Annotated in this window: 23 protein-coding genes and 1 pseudogene; 8 read left to right on the plus strand and 16 right to left on the minus strand. The window is 39.4% G+C overall.

What is annotated here, in order from left to right:
• Positions 1 to 23: 23 nt before the first annotated feature.
• The 6 genes from B5X70_RS07375 to B5X70_RS07400 form a co-directional block, all read right to left on the minus strand.
• Positions 24 to 536: a hypothetical protein gene (locus B5X70_RS07375; RefSeq protein WP_079557258.1), complete on the minus strand. Its 513-nt coding sequence runs from the start codon at positions 534 to 536 to the stop codon at positions 24 to 26.
• 135 nt (positions 537 to 671) lie between these two features.
• Positions 672 to 1,193 (minus strand): hypothetical protein, encoded by a 522-nt coding sequence (locus tag B5X70_RS07380; protein ID WP_079557259.1) that lies wholly within the window; start codon positions 1,191 to 1,193, stop codon positions 672 to 674.
• Between the two features lie 66 nt (positions 1,194 to 1,259).
• Positions 1,260 to 1,766: a hypothetical protein gene (locus B5X70_RS07385; RefSeq protein WP_079557260.1), complete on the minus strand. Its 507-nt coding sequence runs from the start codon at positions 1,764 to 1,766 to the stop codon at positions 1,260 to 1,262.
• Between the two features lie 34 nt (positions 1,767 to 1,800).
• Entirely contained in the window at positions 1,801 to 2,298 is a 498-nt protein-coding gene (locus B5X70_RS07390) for a MarR family winged helix-turn-helix transcriptional regulator (protein ID WP_079557261.1), read from the minus strand.
• A gap of 11 nt (positions 2,299 to 2,309) precedes the next feature.
• Positions 2,310 to 3,068, minus strand: coding sequence for an MBL fold metallo-hydrolase (locus tag B5X70_RS07395; RefSeq protein ID WP_079557262.1), 759 nt, complete (start codon positions 3,066 to 3,068; stop codon positions 2,310 to 2,312).
• A gap of 6 nt (positions 3,069 to 3,074) precedes the next feature.
• A complete protein-coding gene (locus B5X70_RS07400; protein ID WP_079557263.1) occupies positions 3,075 to 3,743 on the minus strand; it encodes a B3/B4 domain-containing protein in 669 nt (222 codons plus the stop codon).
• Positions 3,744 to 3,821: 78 nt separating this feature from the next.
• On the opposite strand from B5X70_RS07400, the gene B5X70_RS07405 reads away from it, so the two are divergent.
• On the plus strand, positions 3,822 to 4,523 hold the full coding sequence (locus B5X70_RS07405; RefSeq protein ID WP_079557264.1) for an inorganic diphosphatase: 702 nt from the start codon (positions 3,822 to 3,824) through the stop codon (positions 4,521 to 4,523).
• On the opposite strand, the gene B5X70_RS07410 is transcribed toward B5X70_RS07405, so the two are convergent.
• On the minus strand, positions 4,506 to 4,916 hold the full coding sequence (locus tag B5X70_RS07410) for a secondary thiamine-phosphate synthase enzyme YjbQ (RefSeq protein ID WP_079557265.1): 411 nt from the start codon (positions 4,914 to 4,916) through the stop codon (positions 4,506 to 4,508). The genes B5X70_RS07405 and B5X70_RS07410 overlap by 18 nt on opposite strands.
• Positions 4,917 to 5,470: 554 nt before the next feature.
• Here B5X70_RS07410 and B5X70_RS07415 point away from each other — a divergent pair.
• The 6 genes from B5X70_RS07415 to B5X70_RS07440 are packed head-to-tail and all read left to right on the plus strand — an operon-like array spanning position 5,471 to position 10,038.
• Positions 5,471 to 6,085 carry an SIS domain-containing protein gene (locus B5X70_RS07415; protein ID WP_079557266.1) on the plus strand — a complete coding sequence of 205 codons (615 nt, stop codon included), beginning with the start codon at positions 5,471 to 5,473 and terminating at the stop codon, positions 6,083 to 6,085.
• 7 nt (positions 6,086 to 6,092) lie between these two features.
• Complete coding sequence (locus B5X70_RS07420; RefSeq protein ID WP_079557267.1) at positions 6,093 to 7,619, plus strand: phosphohexomutase domain-containing protein; 1,527 nt, start codon at positions 6,093 to 6,095, stop codon at positions 7,617 to 7,619.
• Positions 7,620 to 7,622: 3 nt separating this feature from the next.
• Positions 7,623 to 8,165: an isochorismatase family protein gene (locus B5X70_RS07425; protein WP_079557268.1), complete on the plus strand. Its 543-nt coding sequence runs from the start codon at positions 7,623 to 7,625 to the stop codon at positions 8,163 to 8,165.
• 8 nt (positions 8,166 to 8,173) lie between these two features.
• Positions 8,174 to 9,130 (plus strand): carbohydrate kinase family protein, encoded by a 957-nt coding sequence (locus tag B5X70_RS07430; RefSeq protein ID WP_079557269.1) that lies wholly within the window; start codon positions 8,174 to 8,176, stop codon positions 9,128 to 9,130.
• Between the two features lie 10 nt (positions 9,131 to 9,140).
• Entirely contained in the window at positions 9,141 to 9,425 is a 285-nt protein-coding gene (locus B5X70_RS07435) for a LapA family protein (protein WP_159449997.1), read from the plus strand.
• Positions 9,409 to 10,038: a WbqC family protein gene (locus B5X70_RS07440; protein WP_232468321.1), complete on the plus strand. Its 630-nt coding sequence runs from the start codon at positions 9,409 to 9,411 to the stop codon at positions 10,036 to 10,038. Before B5X70_RS07435 ends, B5X70_RS07440 begins: the two co-directional genes overlap by 17 nt.
• Here the strand turns inward: B5X70_RS07440 and B5X70_RS07445 are convergent.
• Together B5X70_RS07445 and B5X70_RS07450 are read right to left on the minus strand one after the other, a co-directional pair.
• Positions 10,025 to 10,447, minus strand: a complete 423-nt coding sequence (locus B5X70_RS07445) for an NUDIX domain-containing protein (RefSeq protein WP_079557272.1) — start codon at positions 10,445 to 10,447, stop codon at positions 10,025 to 10,027. The genes B5X70_RS07440 and B5X70_RS07445 overlap by 14 nt on opposite strands.
• 4 nt (positions 10,448 to 10,451) lie before the next feature.
• A complete protein-coding gene (locus B5X70_RS07450) occupies positions 10,452 to 11,225 on the minus strand; it encodes a C40 family peptidase (protein ID WP_079557273.1) in 774 nt (257 codons plus the stop codon).
• 501 nt (positions 11,226 to 11,726) lie between these two features.
• Here B5X70_RS07450 and B5X70_RS07455 point away from each other — a divergent pair.
• The gene (locus B5X70_RS07455) at positions 11,727 to 13,859 is read left to right on the plus strand and encodes an HD family phosphohydrolase (RefSeq protein WP_079557274.1); all 2,133 of its coding nucleotides are present in this window, start codon (positions 11,727 to 11,729) and stop codon (positions 13,857 to 13,859) included.
• A 302-nt stretch (positions 13,860 to 14,161) separates the two neighbouring features.
• Here the strand turns inward: B5X70_RS07455 and B5X70_RS07460 are convergent, their stop codons facing one another.
• From B5X70_RS07460 to B5X70_RS18570, 7 genes and pseudogenes are all read right to left on the minus strand, one after another.
• Positions 14,162 to 14,782, minus strand: a complete 621-nt coding sequence (locus B5X70_RS07460; RefSeq protein WP_198314174.1) for a lipoprotein signal peptidase — start codon at positions 14,780 to 14,782, stop codon at positions 14,162 to 14,164.
• Between the two features lie 176 nt (positions 14,783 to 14,958).
• The gene (locus B5X70_RS07465; protein WP_079557275.1) at positions 14,959 to 15,336 is read right to left on the minus strand and encodes a TraR/DksA family transcriptional regulator; all 378 of its coding nucleotides are present in this window, start codon (positions 15,334 to 15,336) and stop codon (positions 14,959 to 14,961) included.
• A gap of 29 nt (positions 15,337 to 15,365) precedes the next feature.
• On the minus strand, positions 15,366 to 18,791 hold the full coding sequence (gene ileS / locus B5X70_RS07470; RefSeq protein WP_079557276.1) for an isoleucine--tRNA ligase: 3,426 nt from the start codon (positions 18,789 to 18,791) through the stop codon (positions 15,366 to 15,368).
• Between the two features lie 158 nt (positions 18,792 to 18,949).
• On the minus strand, positions 18,950 to 19,684 hold the full coding sequence (locus tag B5X70_RS07475) for a class I SAM-dependent methyltransferase (protein WP_079557277.1): 735 nt from the start codon (positions 19,682 to 19,684) through the stop codon (positions 18,950 to 18,952).
• 11 nt (positions 19,685 to 19,695) lie between these two features.
• Entirely contained in the window at positions 19,696 to 20,481 is a 786-nt protein-coding gene (locus B5X70_RS07480) for a DeoR/GlpR family DNA-binding transcription regulator (RefSeq protein WP_079557278.1), read from the minus strand.
• Positions 20,482 to 20,712: 231 nt separating this feature from the next.
• Positions 20,713 to 22,491 carry an MBG domain-containing protein gene (locus B5X70_RS07485; protein WP_232468320.1) on the minus strand — a complete coding sequence of 593 codons (1,779 nt, stop codon included), beginning with the start codon at positions 22,489 to 22,491 and terminating at the stop codon, positions 20,713 to 20,715.
• Between the two features lie 96 nt (positions 22,492 to 22,587).
• Positions 22,588 to 22,800, minus strand: a pseudogene (locus B5X70_RS18570) (LytTR family transcriptional regulator DNA-binding domain-containing protein); the annotation flags it as partial.
• Positions 22,801 to 22,906 lie beyond the last annotated feature (106 nt).

Below are 22,906 nucleotides of genomic sequence, written 5' to 3' on the forward strand. Positions count from 1 at the left end.
CAATTCTTTGGTTTAACGGTCAATTACAAATCGATACTATTTTGCACGTAACCCTTAAATAGCTTAGCCCATTTCTCTATTGCCTTATATGCATCGGGATTACTGCTTTTTAATCGGTTAAGTTTATCAGCTACTTTTGACGCCCAAATCTTTGTTCCTCTATCCGTAATTAAACTTATAAAGTCATCATCGTAACCTTTAGCTAACAGCACATCGCAAAGGGTTTGGTAGTCTTTAACCAAAAAGGAAGGACTGTACTTATCCTCTTTATTAGGCTCGTCATCTCTCCACTGTCGAATAACCTTCTGCATTCCGTTGACAAATAAAAGACTAGCAACAATACTAAGAAAGCCATAAACGAAAGTTTTACCACCTAAAACACCAATAATGCGTAATAAGTAAATTACACTTACCCCCAAAAAATCTCTTTTAGGTTTTTCAATTATTGATCCATAATCAACACATAGTATAAATAATACAACTATACCTGAAAGCAAAAAATCAATCCACCAGTGTCTAAAATCATTCGTACGCATCCTTAATAATTATATGAATATTCCTATAAGTTTGCTACGTGGTAATTCTAAACAACTTACGCACTTAAATTTTCAACACTAAGATGCCTTAGTTTTAAAATTTTGAGAGGTTACTGTTATCACAAAACTCTCAATTTATGGGCATCCCCCGTTCATCGAAGCTTTAATCCGTCGATTAGAGGGCGAAATCTTTTTAACAATTATCTCCAACAAAACAAGCATAAAACTACCGACCATTAATACAAAAACAATATTGGCCAAAAGGCCATTGTGTTTTATTATTATTTCATCGCCTCTATTTGCCTGAACAATTATATATTCTCCATGCATTCTATAAAACCATAACTTAACTTCATCTCCTGGCTTAAATGAATCTGCGTATTTAGTATTTCTATGAATAATTCTTCGTTTAAATGAATCAATTCTGAGAGCCATACAATCATATGTACTATCATTACCTCGAAGATTCGTCATTGTCCATCTACAATGACTATATACTTCAACTATTTCTCCATTAACAGTTTTAAATAATGGTAATATTCTAATTCCGTAAACAATGTGAGCGATAATAGTTAATACTAATATTATTTTCCCTAACAAAAACGTATTATCCCAGAAAATGCTTTTAGCATCAATCTTACTCAAAAATGTCTTCATGCTCTATATTTTATGCTTACCAACATATTTATCATACATAAATCCAAACCCACTTTTAAACCAAACTCAATCTCCATAAAGCTTTTTGTATAACTTATCTTGTTTGAGTTTTTCAACTTCTCTTTTATTTAACTTCATCTTAGGCGGTTTGTCTTTTTTCTTGCGTGTTAAAAAGAGATAAATATGCTTGAAGAAATTCGGTGGAGGATTATCATCATCAAGGTTATTTACTAATCCATTTACATACAACCTGTTTTTACGATAATAGCGGACTAGTTCATAAACCTTATAATAAATGCAGATGCTAAACCCAAATATGGCAATGATAGGTATTGCCATTAATCCCGGCTTGCCTAAGTAATGCGCAATAAGTTTTACAATAATAGCATCTCGCATTTGACCCGCATGGCCGGAGATTTCTCCTTCCTTAATATGAGCAAGAAGAACCTCCTCATCGATAAACATATCAAAAATCAATAACCCCAATGAAAGCAAAAATCCGCATCCGTATATGAAAAGATGAGTAAAATATACCGATGGAGGCTGAAATTTCTTTATAGGTTGCGGCTTCATATAACATCGAAATTAAATCAACAGAGCACTCCTCCTACTCCACCTCCCCCTTGCCTTCCAGCACGCCATCGTCAGAAATAAAAGGGAATTCTTCAAGTTCTTCGGTTTTTATTTCAAGAAGTTCTATGAGGGTTTCGAGGGAGTCGGACATGCGTTGAAGTTCCTCCGGAGAGAGGCGTTTGAGTTTTGAAGAGAGACGTTGTTGCAGCAAATCGGGAGTTTTTTGCAATAATTCATCGCCTGATGATGTTAATGTGATATGCGTAACACGCTTATCACCCGATTTTGGCAGTCGTGCCAACAGTCCGTTTTTCTCAAGCCGGCCTATAATCCCGGTTACGGTGCTTGAATTAAGGTTCAGATGTTCCCTGATGGCACGTTGTGTGGCCTGATAGTTAGGAGAGTTTTTTAAAAATTCCAGACAAAGTATCTGAGGAATGCTGACGCCAAAATCCTTCTGAACCTTTTTCGACTCCAGATTGATGGAGCGGACTATACGCCGTATTTTTATAAGGATGCTTTTATAATCCATTTTTGCGCAATTTAAAAACGAAAAACTTCTCCCACAGCAAACCTGTTGGTCACTTTAATCTGAAATTTGTCGGACAGTGCCTCAAAAGCCGATGCAGCAACATCGGGTCTGTTATTCTCTTGCGATAAATGCGATAAAAACACAACTTTTAATTCCGGATGATGATGGCTTTGCAATAACTCGCATGCCTGTGTATTGGATAAATGGCCAAAATCACTTGCAACCCGGGTCTTCAGGTAATATGGGTAAGGACCGTTCCATAACATATCTTCATCGTAATTGGATTCAAGAAAAAGGGCCTGACAAAAAGCCAGATGTGAAATTACATTATCACAAGCCTTGCCAATATCGGTAAAAACGCCAACGTTTTTACCTTCATACTCCAGCCGGAAACTGCAAGGTTCAGCTGCATCATGGTTTTTCAGAAAAGTGTGAACCTTAAATTTTCCAATATTAACAACATCTCCGGGTGAGAACAACGAGACCTTATCAGGTCTGTTTGGCCCCCAGCTTTTTTCCCACGACTTTTTGGTCATATAAACCGGGATTTCCAATTTCTTACTCAAAACCCTCACTCCCCGAAAATGGTCGGCGTGTTCATGTGAAATAAAAATGGCTTTAACTTTTCTGATATCTAACCCACATTTATTCATTCGTTCCAAAACCTGACGCCGACTGATTCCGGCATCAACCAGAACGGCCTCTTCTCCATTACCTATGTAATAACAATTTCCGTTGCTCCCCGAAGCAATTGCACAAATTTCAAGCATCCTTGTTTATTTTAATCCCTGACAACCAATTGTAATTTCCTTAACTTTTCCAAACTCTGCCAACAAATCTTCAGCATAATCAATGGCTTTTTCCAAAGCTTCTCTTTCACCGTTATAGGCCGGAATAATCATCAAAAATCGTTTGGTACTTTCTGTCACCATGGTACGAACCGAATCACTGGTAGATGTTCCAAAAGCACCGATTTCATCTCTGAAAACCGGAAGGTTTTCAATGTTTAAAGCGCCACGACCAATGCCTTCATAAGGTTCATCAGTTTTTCCTACCCCAAATGAAATATTCCCGGAAATTTTATCGGCATCATAACCTCCAATAGAAAATCCGGTTTTAACCGACACCATATTAAGAATATCAACCATATTATTGACCTGATACAGTCCCTTGCCCAGAGCCAAACGTCGTAATAGGCTTTCAGCTGCCGGACGATACCGGTTAGGGTCTTTGCCCAGTTTTCGGTAGGCATTTTTTGTGGCAGACACAACAGAATGATTTCTTATAGATTCAGGAGACAAATCCGGAGTTAGCATTTCGCAAAGCTCATTCATGGCAGTCACCAGCTCATCGTCTGACGGTTTAACATCCACATGAACCAATAAACAACCAAATGAAATTTCCGGAAATGTCTCTGCTATTTGATTTTCGATAATAATGTTCATTTGTCAAAAATAGCAAAATTTCCACAAAGCCACCAGTAAGCATACGGCAACTAAAACAAAATTTGCATCTTTGCAATCATGATAAACAGAAAAATACTTCCGAAAAACATACAAGCAATTTTTTTCGATATGGATGGCGTTTTATACGACTCCATGCCTAATCATGCCTCTACATGGGTGGAGAGTTTTCGCCGGTCAGGGATTAATTTCCCCGAATATGATGCATATCTCAATGAAGGCCGCACCGGTCCGGCAACCATAAACATAGCATTTGAGAAATGTGGCAACCGCCAGGCCACCGAAGACGACATCAAAACCATTTACGATACAAAAACGGAATTGATGCAGGCAGCTCCGGAAGCTCCTATAATGCCGGGGATGAAGGAAGTGGTAAGAAAAACCATCGAAGCAGGATTAAAAGTAGTTGTCGTGACCGGTTCACGTCAGCCGTCATTACTGGCTCGTTTGGAATCCGACTACGGCATTTCCCGCGATAATGTAATCAATGGGTTTGATGTTAAAAGGGGAAAGCCCGATCCGGAACCATACCTTATGGCTCTGAAAAAGGCAAATTGCAAAGCCTCCGATGCCATCGTAATTGAAAATGCCCCAATGGGGGTGGAATCATCTGTAAAAGCGGGAATCATCACCATAGCAGTAAACACAGGAATCCTGAAACCTGAGGTGCTATCTGATTCCGGAGCTTCAGTTGTTCTACCCGGCACCGAAGAGTTACTAAAGCATTGGGGAGAAGTGACCGATTCAGCTATAAACCGTTAGAATTAACTTACGCGGACCACCATAGTTTCTGAATTCGCATAAATAAATCCCCTGCCACATACCCAAAGCCAGCCTTCCATTGGCAATTGGAATCGTGAGAGACTGCCCCACAAGCGAGGATTTAACATGCGCAGGCATATCATCCGAACCTTCCATGTTATGTTTGTATTCTGAATGGCTTTCAGGCACCACCTTGTTCATAATGGTTTCAAAATCTTCACGGACGGTGGGATCTACATTTTCATTCAATGATAGTCCGGCGGAAGTGTGCTGAATAAAAATATTCACCATCCCTGCCTCAGGCAAGTGCCCAAGCTCCGATTCAATATATTTGGTAACAAGATGAAATCCCCGACTAAATTCAGGAAGCTTAATAAAACGCTGTTCAATCATACAAAAGATTTGAGATTTTCTACTTCATTAAAAAATTCCCTCCTTCAAATATAAATAATTACCGAATATATTTTGAAGGATTTGCGATTAAAAAGAATAGTTCAGGATCTTCTGCGGGAATTCTTTTCACATGAAACACATATCCTGTTGTGATATTGCAAATTACAAGCATTATAAACAAATACTCAATCTTTGGGTTAGATGGTCATGTATGTTTCTCCCTATTTTTTTGATACATTTGTAATTCACATATAACTGATGTTGAAAATATTCTTTTATAAGAATATATAGTTAGACTTTTAGATTTTTATATAATAGATAGATGTGGATTCTTGATTTCATGCCAATTACGCATTTAACAGACAAACCATATCTATATACATATCAACCGAATAAGATACCATAACGAGTTGATGTTTAGAATATCTTTCTGATGTCAGACAAAGGTCATCAATCAGGAATCCCAGAATAAAAAATACGTATTACGTATTTTTTATTTACAGCATCACAAAAATTACAAACAGATTATTAACAAAGGATAAGAAAAAGGGACTATGATAAACCAGGTAAGAGAATTACTTGAAGCCGAAGCCGAAGCCATAAAAAAAATCCCCGTCACCAACGATTTTGAAGATGCAGTCAATCTCCTTTTTCAACAAGTTCATGAAAAAGGAGGCAAACTGATTACATCAGGGATGGGTAAAGCAGGCCAGATAGCCATCAATATGGCAACAACCTTTAGCAGTACGGGCACGCCGGCAGTTTTTCTACATCCGTCCGAAGCACAGCATGGAGACTTGGGAATTGTGCAAAAAAATGACATCATGCTGCTTATTTCCAACTCCGGTAAAACGAGGGAAATTGTTGAATTAATAGATCTTGCAAAAGGCCTCCGTCCCGATATTAAGTTTATCGTCATCTCAGGAAATCCTGATTCGTTATTAGCGCAGGCAGCCAATGTCAGTATATTTACCGGCAATCCAAAGGAAGTATGTGCGTTGGGATTAACGCCAACAACATCTACTACCACCATGACTGTGATTGGAGATATACTCGTTGTTTTGCTGATGAAGAAAATTGGTTTCAACAATCATGAGTATTCTTTACGTCATCACGGCGGATACTTGGGTGATAAATCGAGAAAAGCAGCCAACTTAGAAAAAAAATAACAACATTATGAGCAACTTTGATTGGAAAAAACTTCAGAATGGCTCCGACATCAGGGGAATTGCCCTTGATGGGGTTCAGAATGAAGAAGTGAACCTGACGCCTGAAGTAGTGGCGCGCCTTGGTGAGGCCTTTGCCGCATGGTTAAATGAAAATCACCCAACCTCAGAGCAAACCAGAATAGCAGTTGGTATGGACTCCAGACTTTCCGGCCCAAGACTCAGCAAAGCATTAACTGACCAACTCGCTAAGTGTGGTATTGAAGTATTTGATGTTGGACTAGCATCTACACCGGCCATGTTTATGAGTACGGTAATGGGTGAGGAACCCATGCACGGAGCCATCATGCTTACTGCCAGCCACCTGCCATACAATCGTAACGGACTTAAGTTTTTCACACCAAATGGAGGTTTGGAAAAAGAAGATATCTCTAAAATTCTGGAATATGCATCCGGATTACAAGAATACAAATCTGAAAGCAAAGGAAGTGTAAAAAGTTGCTATTTCATGGAAAAATATGCGGCTCACTTTGTGGATTTAATCAGGACAAAAGTAAATCACCCCGACCACTACAATGAACCCCTGAAAGGATTAAAAATTGTAGTGGACGCAGGAAATGGAGCTGGCGGATTTTATGCCACCAAAGTTCTGGAGCCTCTTGGAGCCGATATTTCCGAAAGCCAATACCTTGAACCCGACGGCCGTTTCCCCAACCACATTCCAAACCCTGAGGATGATCTGGCCATGGCCTCCATCATTAGAAAAGTAAAACAAGTCAATGCAGATTTAGGTGTTATTTTTGATACCGATGTGGACAGAGCCGCTCTTGTTAGTCAAAGTGGAACTCCAATCAACCGCAACAGCCTTATTGCTTTAATTTCAGCCGTGGTTTTGGATGAACATCCAAAATCCACCATCGTAACCGACTCCATCACATCCAATGGCCTTGAATGGTTTATAAAAGAACATCTCAAAGGCAAACACAAAAGATACATGCGAGGTTACAAAAATGTAATCAACGAAGCCATCCGGTTAAACAACACCGGAGAACCATGTTGGTTAGCCATTGAAACATCGGGACACGCTGCACTAAAAGAAAACCATTTCATGGATGACGGCGCCTATCTGGTTACTAAACTGATCATTAAAATGGCTCAACTTAGTAAATCAGGCAAACGGCTCACCTCTCTGATTGAAAAGATGCCGGTACCTGCAGAATCAGCAGAAATCAGAATCGGAATCAATACTCCTGAATTTAAAGAATATGGCGAAAAGGTAATTATGAATCTGGGACTTTTGGCCGGAAGCAAACAAGGATGGGACATTGCACCGGATAATTTTGAGGGAGTTAGAATAAATTGTGATATTCCCGGACAAAAAGGGTGGTTCCTCCTTCGCTTATCGCTGCACGACCCGGTTATCCCCTTAAATATTGAGTCGGAAGATCAGGGTGGATTAATCAGAATAAAAGAAGCGCTGATGGAGTTTTTCAACGATTATGATAAACTTGACTTAAGTGGTTTTAAGAACATATAGAAGATGAGAATTGAGAAAGAACAATCCATAGCAGTAATCATTGATGTGCAGGAAAGACTGTTCCCTCACATCCATGAAAGTGAAAAACTGGCAGTAAATTTACAAATATTGATAGAAGGACTTAACGTCCTTCAAGTGCCAATTAAGGTAACCGAGCAATATAAAAAAGGCCTTGGTGAAACCATACCGGCCATCGCTAATCTGCTCACAGGGTGTAAATCGGTTGAAAAAACAGCCTTCAGTTGTTGTGATGAGCCGGCATTTCTCTCAGACATAGAGAAAAAACCGGCTAAATTTGTCATTCTGGCAGGAATCGAATCCCATATTTGTGTGTTACAAACTGCATTAGATCTGAAAGCCAATGGCTTTCAGCCTGTGGTGGTTGAAGATTGTGTTGCTTCACGTAATCCTGAGAACAAACGCATCGCCATTAACCGCATGCTACAGGAGGGGATTACCGTAACAAGTTATGAATCGCTTCTGTTTGAATTATGTCGTATGGCTGGTACAGATCAATTTAAAGCCATATCAAAACTCGTAAAGTAAAAAGTTCTATGCGTCATATTTACGGTATCGGAGAAGCACTTCTTGATGTCATTTTTAAAAACAACCAACCCGTTGGCGCAACGGCAGGTGGCAGCACGCTGAATGCTATTGTTTCTTTGGGACGAATGGGTTACAACCCCAGTTTTATCAGTGAAATTGGAAACGATCGCATTGGCGATCTGATCGACAATTTCTTGTTGGAGAACGGTGTCTCAGACACCTTTCTCTTTAGGCGTGAAGGGAATCGTTCTCCTTTGGCACTGGCATTCCTCAATCAAAAAAATGATGCCGAATATGAAATATTTAAGGACTATTCATCTCAATCACTCAGCGGTGAAATGCCCAACTTTAAAGAAGACGACATAGTACTTTTCGGTTCATTTTTCTCTCTGAACCCGGCTTTGAGACCTCAGCTGAAAAAATATCTCAGGGAAGCTAAAGATAAAGGAGCCATCATTGTTTACGATCCGAACTACAGAAATCACCATTCGCATAAAACAGACAAACTGATTACAGTAATTGAAGAGAATTTCTCAATGGCTGACATTGTTCGTGGCAGCGATGAGGACTTCAAAAACATATACGGCACAGAAGATTTGAAAGAGATTTCTGATCGGATTAGAAAACTTTGCAACAACCTTGTTATTACAGCAAACTCACATGGGGTTCATCTGTTTGGAAACGAAGTTGACAAATGGTACGAAGTGCTAAAAATTGATCCGGTAAGTACAATAGGTGCCGGAGATAATTTCAATGCCGGACTCGTGCATGGCCTTCTCAAGCAGAACATATCAATCAATAATATTCATTCAATCACAGAGGATCAATGGGATGAAATAATTCCCTGCGGCATTGCTTTTGCTTCTGAAGTATGCTGCTCGCTTGACAATTACGTACCAAATAACTATATTCAAACTTTGGATAATCAGGTTTCAGAAATTAAAAATTTACAATATGCGACCTAAAACAAACAACATGACTGTCTTAAAAAAGAAAGTTCAATTCTCTTTTTGGGTGTTTATCGCTCTTACAATTTTGTTGGTTATATTTTCCGTGCAAAACTCAGGCGCCATTGAAGTAAAGCTTCTATTCTGGAAACCAAATGTATCGTTGTCAATTTTGCTGATTGGAACCTTTTTAACCGGACTCATTACCGGAGCACTATATGCTTACAAACGCTTCCTGCCCGAAAAAGGAGAATACATTGAATACAAGGAGTTACCCCCGGAAGACAAATCGAAAGTTGAAAAAGATATTTAGCACCTCCATATTTCCTCCTGTTCACTATTTTGCCCATCTGGCATCCTGTCAGGAGGCTGTTATTGAGCGCTATTGTAACTATTCAAGGCAAACTTATCGCAACCGGTATGTTATTCTTGGTGCAAATGGTGTTTTACCATTAACAGTTCCGGTTGTGAAAACATCTGGCAAAAAAACCTGCACCAAGGATGTTGAGGTAGATTATGACACACCATGGAACCAGGTTCACTGGAAATCCATTGAAGCAGCGTACAACTCTTCTCCCTACTACATCTATTACAAAGATGATATTGAGCCAATATTTACAAAAAAATGGAAGTACCTGCTCGATATGAATCAATACGCTTTGGAAGTTGCTATGGAATGTACCGGTGTTTCTGCAAAAATCAGTTTTACAAAGGAGTGGCAAAGGGAGTATCAACATCCGGATTTTCGTGACTCCATACATCCCAAAAAAAACTATTCGGTTGATAAAAGTTTCAGACCGGAGCCTTATCGTCAGGTTTTTGCGCTCAACCAACCGTTTATACCAAACCTGAGTATTCTGGATCTGCTTTTTAACAAAGGACCAGAGTCACTGATTGTACTAGAGAAGAGCATTAAAGCAGATTAATTGCATCCTGAATAATATCTGCATGATCAAAAGCCAACTCAGGAAGTTCATCAATTTTGAACCAAGCTGCATCGTGGGCATCATCTCCGGCATTTAGTTCAAGTTCAACATCTGTTAAGGCCAAATAGGCAACGGTAATGGTGTGTCCACGAGGATCCCGGTTAGGTTTTCCATAAGCTCCAATTTGCTTAACCTTTACACCGGAAAGGCCGGTTTCTTCTTCCAGTTCTCGAAGCGCAGTATCTGTGAGATCTTCATTTTCGTCCACAAATCCGCCGGGGAGTGCCCACAAACCTTTAAAAGGCTCAAACTTTCTTTTTATCAGCAGCAACTTTGATTGATCAATTCCAACCGAAAAAACAACAATGTCGCAAGTTACAGAAGGACGCGGGTAGTTATAAGTATGCATAATATTATTCCATCATTCGCTTGATAACACGCAGGTGGTGAGTGTATTTTTGCAATTCACGATTAAATATACCCTGATGATCCAGATGATCTAACCGAACCTCACCGCTGGCATGTAAAATACGGCCTTGCCCCAAACAAATTCCAACATGGGTAATTTCACCTTCGGGATTATCAAAAAAAGCAAGATCTCCTGCTCTGGCCTCTTCCACGAAACTAACCATGGCTCCATGTTCAATTTGCTGTGAAGCATTGCGAGGTAATCGCTTTCCCATTATTTTAAAAACAACCTGAGATAAACCTGAACAGTCGATGCCAAATATATTTCTCCCACCCCACAAATAGGAAGTATTTAAAAATCCTTTTGCAATTTCTTCAAGATCTGGAGTACGATCAGGAACAGTACTTTGGCAATAAAATTCCTTATGACCTATTACAAAAGAGTTTCGGTCCTCACCATTAAAAACAATTCGGCTTCCCGCTGAAATTAATTGAGCTGACTTTTCTGGCTCACGGATCAACTTGAACATGGGCGTAGGTATTATCACTCCGGGAGCTGATAGCCACAACTCTATTTCTTTGTCCCTGACCGGATAATACATGCGCTCATCTATCCAGCCTTCATATCCGTCAAATTCAGTTTTGATTTTAACCCAGCCATTCATTATTTCATCTACGTAAAAAACCTCACCAAACAACAACTGGGTTTCGAGCTCAGATTTTTCGGAAGGCTCACGCCTTACCGAAAGCACACTATATGGACTAATCGAACCTCTCATATCTCGCTTCTGTTTATATTAAAGGGGATGCAGCAATTTATGCTCCATAAAAAAATCAAATCGAAAGATAATTAAAAGAATGATTGGATGTAAAAATAATCTCAAAATTATTATTATCAACTGATGTTCGGTAAAAAAGAGTTAATAAAAAAACTTGGGTTTAGATTCCTTTCCGCAAGGCGGAATTCGCAATGACAGTTACTTAGCTTTTAATTGAATGGGGTTCGTAACGGCAAAACCGTTACGAACCCCATTCAAAGCAAAAATCCACGAAAGTCATGTCATTTCGACCAAAGGGAGATATCTCGAAAATTTTCCAAGACACCAATGATTCTCCTTAAAAACAAAAAAGTCACATCTCATGTTATATCCATAGATTGGAAAAAATGCTTAGATTAGCATTATAATAAGGATGGTTACAATTATTGGCATTTCAGGTTATGCGGAATCAATAGATCATCCTGAACTAATTTATCTAAATCTTGATTAATTGATTTTAACATGATTGACTCTATAAAAAAATATTCCAAAGCAATCAACCGTATACTGCTATTTATAGCCGCCATTTTACTTGTTATTTATATATTTCCCCGACAAGGAAAATTTCGGTATGAATATACACACGGGCGCCCATGGACTCATGAGACTTTAATTGCACCGTTTGATTTCCCAATACATAAATCTCAGGCAGAACTGCGCGCCGAACGAGAGAATGCTCTTCATAATTTCAGACCCTATTTTAATTATGAGCCATCTGTCTCGGGACAAATGACCCAGTTTTTTGAAGAAACTTATGTCAGTCAACTTCCCACGCTGCTTTCAACCTACCCATTCTTAACCAACAGGTTAAGAAACAATGATTCAAAAACTGTTTATAATCATATAAAGGAACTTGCACAACAAAAATTGATCAGCATATATAACACCGGACTCATATCGCTTCCAGAAGAGTATGAAGAATTACCAGAATCAACTGTCATTATGGTGGTACGTAATAATTTTGCCGAACCATATGAAATAGGGGAGTTTTTTAACTATCAGAGTGCATACCTGGAGCTTTCCACGATTATTTTTGACATCATTGATAAAAACAGCAATGTATCACAGGATCAGACTGATAATTTAATCAGCAATCTGCAACTCAACAGATATTTGGAGGCAAATATCCGTTTTGAGCCGGAGCGTACTGAACAGGAACGTCAAAACATTCTCAGGAACATCAGCCTCACCAGCGGAATTGTCCTGGCTGGGCAACGCATCATTGAGACAGGTGAACTAATTACCGAAGAGACCGGAAGAATACTTGATTCACTCAGACTGGAATATGAAACAAGCTTAGGAAGGGGCAATAGCCACTACTTTATTCTTGCAGGTCAAGCAACCATCATCGTTCTTCTGTTTGTTATTATATTTCTATTCCTTTACTATTTTAGGACAGATGTATACAACAACCTGTTGTCTGTCCTTTTTCTTCTCATGATGGTGTCATCTATGATCCTGATGGCAAGCATTTCACATCGCACTGACAATTTCCCTATATATGTTATCCCGTTTGCGATTCTACCTATTATTGTAAGAATATTTTTTGATTCACGGCTTGCATTCTTTATACATGTAACCACGGTGTTACTTGCTGCATTTTATGTGAGTAATAGCTTTGAATTTGTAATACTACAAATACCCGCAGGGCTAACAGCCATGTTCAGCTTGTTCCGTATGGTACGACGCTCCCAACTTGTACGAGCCGCCATTTTGGTTTTCCTTTCATATTCATTATTCTACACCGGATTATCACTATGGCAGGAGGGTGATTTTCTACAAATCAATCACAATACTTACTTCTATTTTCTGGCAAATGGAGTGTTGCTGTTAATGATTTATCCACTGATTTACATCTTTGAGAAGCTATTTGGATTCTTATCCGATGTAACTCTGGTGGAGCTTGCAGACACCAACCACCCGGTGCTCAGGCGACTGGCTGAAAAAGCTCCTGGTACATTCCAGCACTCCATTCAGGTAGGGAATCTTGCACAGGAGGCTGTTTACAAAATTGGAGGAAACCCGCTGCTTGTAAGAGCCGGCGCCATGTATCATGATATTGGCAAACTTTGGTCGCCAATATATTTTACTGAAAACCAGTCATCAGGCATGAATCCGCATGACAACATGCCTTACGATGAAAGTGCACAGTTAGTTATTCATCATATTGAAAACGGGGTAAAAATGGCGCAAAAGGAAAAACTGCCTCGTCAAATCATTGATTTTATCACAACCCATCAGGGAACCATGAAAACCAAATATTTTTACAACTCTTATGTGAATCAAAACCCGGGTGAAGACCCGGATGTAAGTCTCTTCACCTATCCCGGGCCAACGCCATTCACCAAGGAAACAGCTGTATTAATGATGGCCGATTCGGTTGAGGCAGCCTCCAGAAGTCTTAAAAACTATTCGGATGATGAGATTGATAGGTTGGTGGAAAACATCATAAACGATCAGATTGCAGAAAACCAGTTTATTGACGCACCCATCACATTCAAAGAAATTACAGAAGTAAAGGAAGTTTTTAAGCAAAAGCTTAAAAACATTTATCATGCAAGGGTTGAATATCCGAAATTAAAAAAAGGGAAATAGGCGATAGGTTAGTGGGTTGTTAGGATATTAGGAAACAAGCAGGTCGTTAATCCTGAATAACACTGGATTACATTCAATATTGTTTGGAAAATGATGTTTTGTCCTAAATTACTGTGCCGTTAGGCACAAAATATCGGTAGAAAGACATGATATCATCAGATTCAGTGTCCCTTAGGGACACAAGAATTAATGGTCATATAAATATTTCACCTAAATTTACTATATATTGAAATTGCAGACTACAAAAAAATCCTCTTTCGTTAAAAAAAAGAGGATTTTTTATATTTAAATCACATTCAGTATTATAATGTTCCTTCGGGAAAGAATCTCTTTTGGAAAATCAGGATGATAAAAATCCCAACAGTAATGGCCGAATCAGCAATATTGAAAACGGGACGAAAAAAGATAAATTCGTTACCTCCAACAAATGGGAGCCATTGCGGATAGGTACCAGTAAGCAGTGGGAAATAGAACATATCAACTACCTTTCCATGTAAAAAGGGAGCATACCCACCACCTTCAGGCAAGAAAGTGGCAACACGGCCATAACTTGCATCAAATATCATCCCGTAAAATGCACTGTCGATGATATTACCCAAGGCACCGGCAAAAACAAGACTAACACTCACAATCAAACCTGTATGCGCATCTTTTTTAGTGAGATTATACAGATACCAACCAATGGCAGTTACAGCTACAATGCGAAAAATACTAAGTATAATTTTACCATACTCACCAGCGAGCTCCATCCCAAATGCCATACCATTATTCTCCACAAAGTGGATAATAAACCACTCGAAAATGCGATATTCTTGTCCGAGCATCATGTTGGTTTTAATCCAAATCTTTAGAACCTGATCAATAATAAGGATTACACCGATGATAATAAGTGACAATTTCAATTTGCTGATATCAACCTTCATCCATTCAAATTTTTAATATCGCTTGTACCATGCGATAAAATTGATAATAATTTACCACTCAATATTTGTGCCGTTCATACCCCCTACCCCAAAAACAAAAGGTGACACGCGATATCTGTTTACCGCTGCCACCAGTAAATTTATGAATCTGTTTACGCTTTATAATCAGAGTTGGACTACTTCTGATTGCGCTTTGCATCAATACTTAGCGTAGCATGTGGAACAGCACGTAACCTCTCTTTAGGTATTAACTTCCCTGTTTCACGACAAACTCCATAGGTTTTATTTTCAATGCGTACCAACGCCCCTTGCAAATGCTGGATAAATTTTTGTTGACGCTGAGCCAGTTTGCCTGCCTCCTCTTTTGATAAAACTGCAGCTCCCTCTTCCAACACCTTAAATGTAGGTGACGTATCCTGAGTGTCATTTCCATCGCCAAGAGTTATGGTGTTTTTCAACAAGTCATAATCTTTTTTAGCTTTGTCCAGTTTGTTAAGAATAATTTCTTTAAACTCCTGAAGCTCTTCTTCCGAATATCTGGTTCTTTCGTTCATAATATAATCCGTTTTTGGGTCGGTAAAACTTAGTTCTTTTGTATATAAATAGATGTCTGGATTTCATTATCCACTTCTACGTTAACAGCCGTTGATTCGTTACATTTTTCCACAAGGTTAATGGCAGTAGCTAAAGTTTGCGAACCAATGTATTCACGATGTTTTTCAACAGCCTTCTCAACCAGTTCGTTACGCTCAATGGTAAGATTAATTTTATCTGTTACATCAAGACCACTGTCTTTCCGCAAATTCTGAATCCTGTTTATCAACTCCCGGACTATTCCCTCCAGTTTCAACTCTCCAGAAATGGTAATATCCAGTGCAACAGTGATTTTACCTTCATTCATCACCAGCCAGCCCGGAATATCTTCACTTAAAATTTCAACATCTTCAGGTTGCAGATTAATGGTTTCGCCATTAATATCGATGGAATAACTTCCCTCCTGCTCAAATCTGTTGATGTCATCTGCACTCATGGAGTTAACCGCGGCTGCAATTCCTTTCATGAGTTTGCTGTATTTTGGCCCCAGAACTTTAAAGTTTGGCTTTATTTTTTTCACCAAAACTCCACTGCTGTCCTTAAGGTATTCCATCTCTTTAACATTAACCTCAGCCAAAATCAGATTTTCAACGGCAGCAATCTGCTTTTCAAAAGCATCATTTAAAACCGGAATCATGATTTTTTGCAAAGGTTGGCGAACTTTAATGCTCACTTTTCGTCTCAATGCTAATACCATGGATGAAATCTGTTGTGCATAAGCCATTCTCTCTTCGAGTTGACTATTGATCAATTTCTCATCAAACTCAGGCATTAATACCAAATGCACCGACGGATCCTTATGCTTTCCTGTAACGGAATTAAGATCGCTGAAAAGCTGCTCCATATAAAAGGGAGCAATGGGAGCACTCAAAACAGCTACGGTTTCAAGGCAGTGAAGCAGTGTCTGGTAAGCTGCAAGTTTATCCTGATCGAACTCTCCACCCCAAAAGCGTTTACGGTTTAAGCGCACGTACCAGTTACTGAGATTTTCAGTAACAAACTCCTGAATGGCTCTTCCTGCACGTGTTGGCTCATAACTTTCATATGCTGCCGTCACTTCCTTAATAAGACTGTTAAGCAATGAGATAACCCAACGGTCAATTTCCGGACGTTGCTCTACCGGCACTTCCGGTTCTGTTCCTTTAAAACCATCTACATTTGCATAAAGTGAAAAGAAAGAATATGTATTATAAAGCGTTCCGAAGAACTTGCGCTTAACCTCATCTACTCCCCCAACGTCAAATTTAATATTATCCCATGGTTGAGAGTTGGTAAGAAGATACCATCGCAATGGATCGGAACCATATTCTTCGATGACTTTGAAGGGCTCAACAGCATTCCCAAGTCGCTTGGACATTTTGTTTCCATTCTTATCCAAAACCAGTCCATTGGAAATGATATTTTTAAAAGCTACCGAATCAAAAAGCATGGTTGACAAGGCATGCAGAGTGAAAAACCACCCCCTGGTCTGGTCAACACCTTCGGCAATAAAATCGGCCGGAAACGGCAGATTATCTTTATTCTCAAAAGGATAATGCATTTGAGCATACGGCATGGCTCCTGAATCGAACCAAACATCAATCAGGTCAGTCTCACGATGCATTGGTTTTCCATCATCCGAAACCAAAATAATATCATCTACGAAAGGACGATGCAGATCAATTTTTTCGTAATTAGTCTGACTGAAATCACCAACTTTAAATCCTTCAAAAGGATTGGAACTCATGACACCAGCCTTAACCGCTTTTTCAATTTCGCTCATGAGCTGCTCAACAGAACCAATACAAATTTCTGATGAACCATCTTCTGAACGCCAAATTGGAAGGGGGGTTCCCCAATATCGTGAGCGGCTCAGGTTCCAATCCACCAAATTTTCGAGCCACTTGCCAAAACGGCCGGTACCCGTACTTTCAGGTTTCCAGTTAATGGTATTGTTCAACTCAATCATGCGGTCGCGCACAGCTGTTGTTTTAATAAACCAACTATCCAGGGGATAGTAAAGAACCGGTTTATCGGTTCGCCAACAGTGTGGGTAGTTGTGCTCATATTTCTCCACCCGAAACGCCTTATTCTCTTTTTTCAGCATCACAGACAGGTCAATGTCAAGCGTTGGGTCGTCATCGGTGAGTTTTTCGTCGTAGGCATTTTTTACATACCTACCGGCATACTCACCATAAGTATCAATGTTTACATTGCTTTTCACAAAAGTAGGATCCAAATCCTTAATCAGGAAGAACTTCCCTGTGCGATCCACCATAGGTTGACGCTTACCTTCCCTGTCGATTAAAATCAACGGAACAATTCCTGATTGCTTGGCCACCCGGTCGTCATCAGCACCAAAAGTAGGTGCGATGTGAACAATTCCGGTACCATCACTGGTGGTAACATAGTCCCCAATGATTACCCGAAAAGCATCTCCATCAGGTTTAATCCATGGAATGAGTTGCTCATAGCGAATGCCGCTGATTTGTTGACCTGTATATTCGCCTGTTATCTGGAACGGTATTTTCTTATCGCCGGGTTTGTAATCCTCCAGTTTTAATTCAGCACTTTTCTCATTGAAATATGCACCAAACAAATCTTTAGCAAGAATGACGTTGACCGGCTCACCTGTGTATGCATTAAAAGTTTTTACCTGCATGTAGGTTATATTTGGCCCCACCGCTAGTGCCGTGTTGGATGGCAGTGTCCACGGGGTGGTTGTCCATGCTAGCAAATGAACTTCATCGGCATTCTCAAACAGAAACTCCGAATCGCTGTTACGAACAACTTTAAACTGAGCAGTACATGAAGTATCCTTAACATCTCGATAACAACCCGGCTGATTCAGCTCGTGCGTGCTCAAACCAGTTCCGGCAGCCGGTGAATAAGGCTGAATGGTATATCCTTTATAAAGAAATCCTTTCTGGTGAAGTTCCTTGAGCATCCACCATAGGGTTTCAATGTAACGGTTGTCGTATGTGATGTAAGGATTATCCATGTCGACCCAATAACCCATTTTATGGGTCAGGTCTTCCCACATGTCGGTATATTTCATTACATCTTTGCGGCAGGCCTTATTGTAATCGGCCACCGAGATGTTTTTTCCTATGTCCTCTTTGGTGATTCCAAGCGCTTTTTCAACACCAAGCTCTACAGGCAAACCATGGGTGTCCCATCCGGCTTTACGATGTACCTGAAATCCTTTTTGAGTTTTATAACGGCACACAACATCCTTAATAGCTCTGGAAATCACGTGATGAATACCCGGCATTCCATTGGCGGATGGAGGCCCTTCATAAAAAGTGAAGGCCGGATGTCCTTCTCGCAATTCAAGGCTTTTTTCAAATGTTTTTTGCTTCTCCCAGTGTTTTAACACATCCTTGTTAATCTGAGAGAGATTAAGTCCTTTATATTCAGGGAATTTATTACTCATTTTCTATGCCGTTTTTATGCTTGCTCTTACCTGTATTTTGGGTATTTTAAAATCTCACAACGATAATTCATCAATAAAGCAGGTTGAAAAATCGTACAAATATAGAGTTTGACGGCATTAAAAACAAGTAAGAGCAATGAGAATCATCCACTATAGTATTATAGTGGAATAAACAGCCTCGCTAAGTAGTCAAAATGTGGCCCTTCGGCCACTTTTTCAAATTCAAACCCGTTCTGGTGAGCATAATATCCCAATAATTCATCGTCGATGAAGAGCCAGGGAAACTTTTTCCCGGAAAATGAGCCATAGCTCATTTTATATACCACTTCGCCGTAATATTTATCATTCAAGTTTAGAAGAATGCTTCCGTCGTCATTTAAAAACAGATATCTAAGATCAGATGAATCAAGCAAAACCTGTCCCCCGGGTTTTAATATTTTTTTTAAAACCTGAAAATAACCCTGAAGTTTATCAACTGAACCAACTATCCCAATACCATTCATCAGCATCAAAATGGTATCAAATTGCTCTTCTGTGGGAAAATCGAAGAAATTAGCATTGACAATATGCTTAACATCTCGAGTTTTCATGACCTCGCAAGCAAGTGGCGACAACTCCAAAGCGGTAACATCAAAGTGTTTGTTTTGCAGATATAAGGCATGGCTACCCATGCCTGCGCCAACATCGAGCACTTTCCCCCGACACAACATCAGTGCCTTCTGCTCGAGTTCAGGCATTTGGTGAAAATCCCTAAACAGATAATGAACCGGCAGAATATCTGTTTCAGCAATGTCGCTCCAGACCCTGATTGATGAATCAGGTTTGCCATTGGCCATAAAATCCATCCCAGCCTGGCCAATGATATCATGTTGTGGTATAATCTTATCTTTCATTCACTATAATATTAATCGGCAATAACCACTTCTACGCCCATGTTTTCAAGTGCTTCCTTGGCTAAAGCAGATAAACCAGAATCGGTAATCAGTACATCAATTTGGCTGATGCCACAAATAACGGCAAGGCTGCGCTTTCCAAACTTAGATGAATCAGCCACGACAATTACTTTTCTGGCCATTTTAATCATGGTACGATTTAAGGCAGCCTCCTCAAGGTCAGGTGAAGACAGTCCCAGATTGACGTCAATTCCGTCTGCTGCAATAAATAACTTATCGCAAAAGAATTTTTTGAAATTATCGATGGCCATTGCACCCACCAATGAAAGAATGTTGTGACGCATGATTCCACCCGGCACAATAACCGTCAACCGTTCCATATCGGCCAAATGCCCGGCAATGTTTAATGCGTTGGTAATGACTGTCAGATTATTAAATCGGTTTAGATGGTGCACCATTTCGCGAGTGGTTGTGCCGCTACCAATAAATATGGTGTCACCTTCTTGCACATATCTTGCTGCTCGTCGACCAATGGCCTCCTTCTCCCGAATATTTACACCTTGCTTCCCTGAAATTTTCAAATCGAGGGTGACCTTATCCGTTTTTATGGCACCACCCCTGGCCCGAATCAGAAGCTTTTTTTGTTCAAGATTACTCAAATCGTTCCTGATGGTCACTGCACTCACTTTAAAGTGTGCACATAAATCAGTCACATTAACCTGTCCCTGTTCATCAAGCATTTTCAGAATAAGACCGCGACGACCAATGGTAGATTCAGGATTATAATCGTGTTGCATTTGAATCTGTATTTTGGGTAAAGATATTAATTAGGATGCTATTCAGGAAATAATCATTGATCTCTGCTGGAATTGAATGAAGATAAATGAGAGAAATGACTGATAATAGAACTTGTCGGACCGCAACGAGATAAAAAACAGTGGTATAAAATCGGCAATTACAAAATTGACAATTCTATACCACTGAAAATTTATGAAGAGCAAAGCTCTTCGCTTTTGGTGTTCGTAAAACTAATTTTTAACAACTTTAAAAACGCTATCATTGACAATTAAAAAGTAAATGCCATTTGTCAATCCCGACATATTAACAGATTGATTGATGTTTTTAATTTCAAATATTAACCTTCCGGAAGAATCATACAGTTTCCCTTTACATTCAGGTGTTAATCCGTCGCCAACAACAAAAAGTTCCTTCAAAACGGGATTTGGATAAACTTGCAAATCGCTGGTTGTCATTAAAAATTTATCGCCGACGCTTATCGTTATAGTCAAAACACCTAAATTATCATCATAAACCAAATAATAATTATCTGCTTCTCCCCCAAATACTATAATATCATATTCTCCAGGCTCGCTTGCTTCATCCGCATCAGTTGTTGCAATTGGAAGTTGCGTTAAAACATCAGATGTTTCATCATTTACAAATCCAGCGTATTCTATCTCAAACTCAGGGTTTGATTCTCCATATTTCCGAGTTACATCTTTTGCCCTAACTGTTAATGCAGCTTTTTCAACAGTAATAATTATTTCATTTGTATATTCCTCAAACTTTTCCGAATTTCGTTCAGCTAAAAACTCTATTCCATATATGTAAACTCCGACACCGGGAATAAGATTCTCTTCATCAAAAATTAAAGAACCCTCAACATTAATTACGACACCAGAAAAATCAACATCCAACAACTTGGTTCCATATACAATAGTCATTTCAGAGGGAATATTTTCAACTTCAACCTCCATCTTAAAACCCTGCCAACTCAAAAATGGTAAACCATTGTTCATTGTTTTGTTGATGCCCCAAGTATCGTTAGTTCCATTTTCTGAATTACCGAGAAAATCCCAACCGGCCTCTTGGTATAATGAAATCATTTGCATTTCATCTGTTTTCTTCCCCACTGCATTTCCGGCACTGCTGGTCATTCCAGAAGTCTCTTCATTCCAAAAATTTGAATTATCAATATAACCAGAGTATTGCTGCCAACCTACAAGACCTCCTTTCTGTGATCCATCAGATTGAACCAACCCTGTAGAGTATGAATTCACAACATAAGATTTCCGCACAAGAGATGTCAAACCACCTGCCCTGCCTGAAGCTGTTGATTTAACACTCCCCACAGCAAAACAATCTTTAATAATTCCACCAGCGGGACCAGACTCAACCAAATTATGATGCCCCCCAACTAACCCACCGACATTTAACCTTGCTTCCACATCAACAGATGAAAAAGAACTAAATATGTAACCAGTAGCTGTAGCGCCAATTAATCCACCTACATTCGTATCACCGGTAACTTCACCAGTAGCTGAACAATTTTGAACAATAGCGCCATGGCTTAAGTAGCCAATTAATGCACCGGTTCTGGATCCTCCTATAATTTCACAATCTCTAATATGAACATATGTAATTTCACTAAATTCTCCAGAAACCCATCCGAACAATCCAGTGTGCATTGTTTCTGTCCTATGAGAATAAAGATTCTCTATAACATGTCCACTCCCATCAAAAGTCCCGGTAAATTGTACAAGGTCATTTCCTATAGGAAGCCAACCCTTACCATCAAACCAATCAATCGTTTCTGACGCATCAATATCAGCCGTTTGAACATAATGAAAACTCCATCGATCAGAACTTTCAGCAATCCAATATAAGTTCTCCAAAGTCTCTATTTGATATGGATCAAGCGATGAGCCGTCACCGAACTCTGGAATTGTTGAAACTTGAGCTCTTGCGCCTATGCTAACAAGTACAAAAAAAATAATTATACCTAATCGTAAATTTACCAGTCTCATAATCTTGGATTTAAGTTTAAAAAAAAGAAGATATTTGCTATTGATTTTCTCCACCAACCTCTTATCAACCGGGAGCACCTCCCCATTGCTTAAATTTGCCACAAGGCTTGCTTCAGAGTTGATGGCTTTCAGAAATTTTCGATTAACCAAATGGCGTGGATGTATTCGCTGGAAGTGCCGCTCACCCAACTCTTTTTCAAGTTCATCTATGGAATTTGCCAATCGCATGGTTCCACCATCGCTCATGTAAGCGATGGAGAAATCATCAGCTAATTCTATTCGAACGATATCTGTATTAATGTTGTCCATTGAAAGTTTTCAAACTCACATGAAAAGAGAAATCCTGAAACAAAGGAGAAAAAAAACAATCGAAAAAAAAGAGCCAATTATTATTTGCCGGAGTTGAATGAGTATT

It is taken from the genome of Alkalitalea saponilacus (assembly GCF_900168165.1).
Lineage (GTDB): Bacteria > Bacteroidota > Bacteroidia > Bacteroidales > Marinilabiliaceae > Natronoflexus > Natronoflexus saponilacus.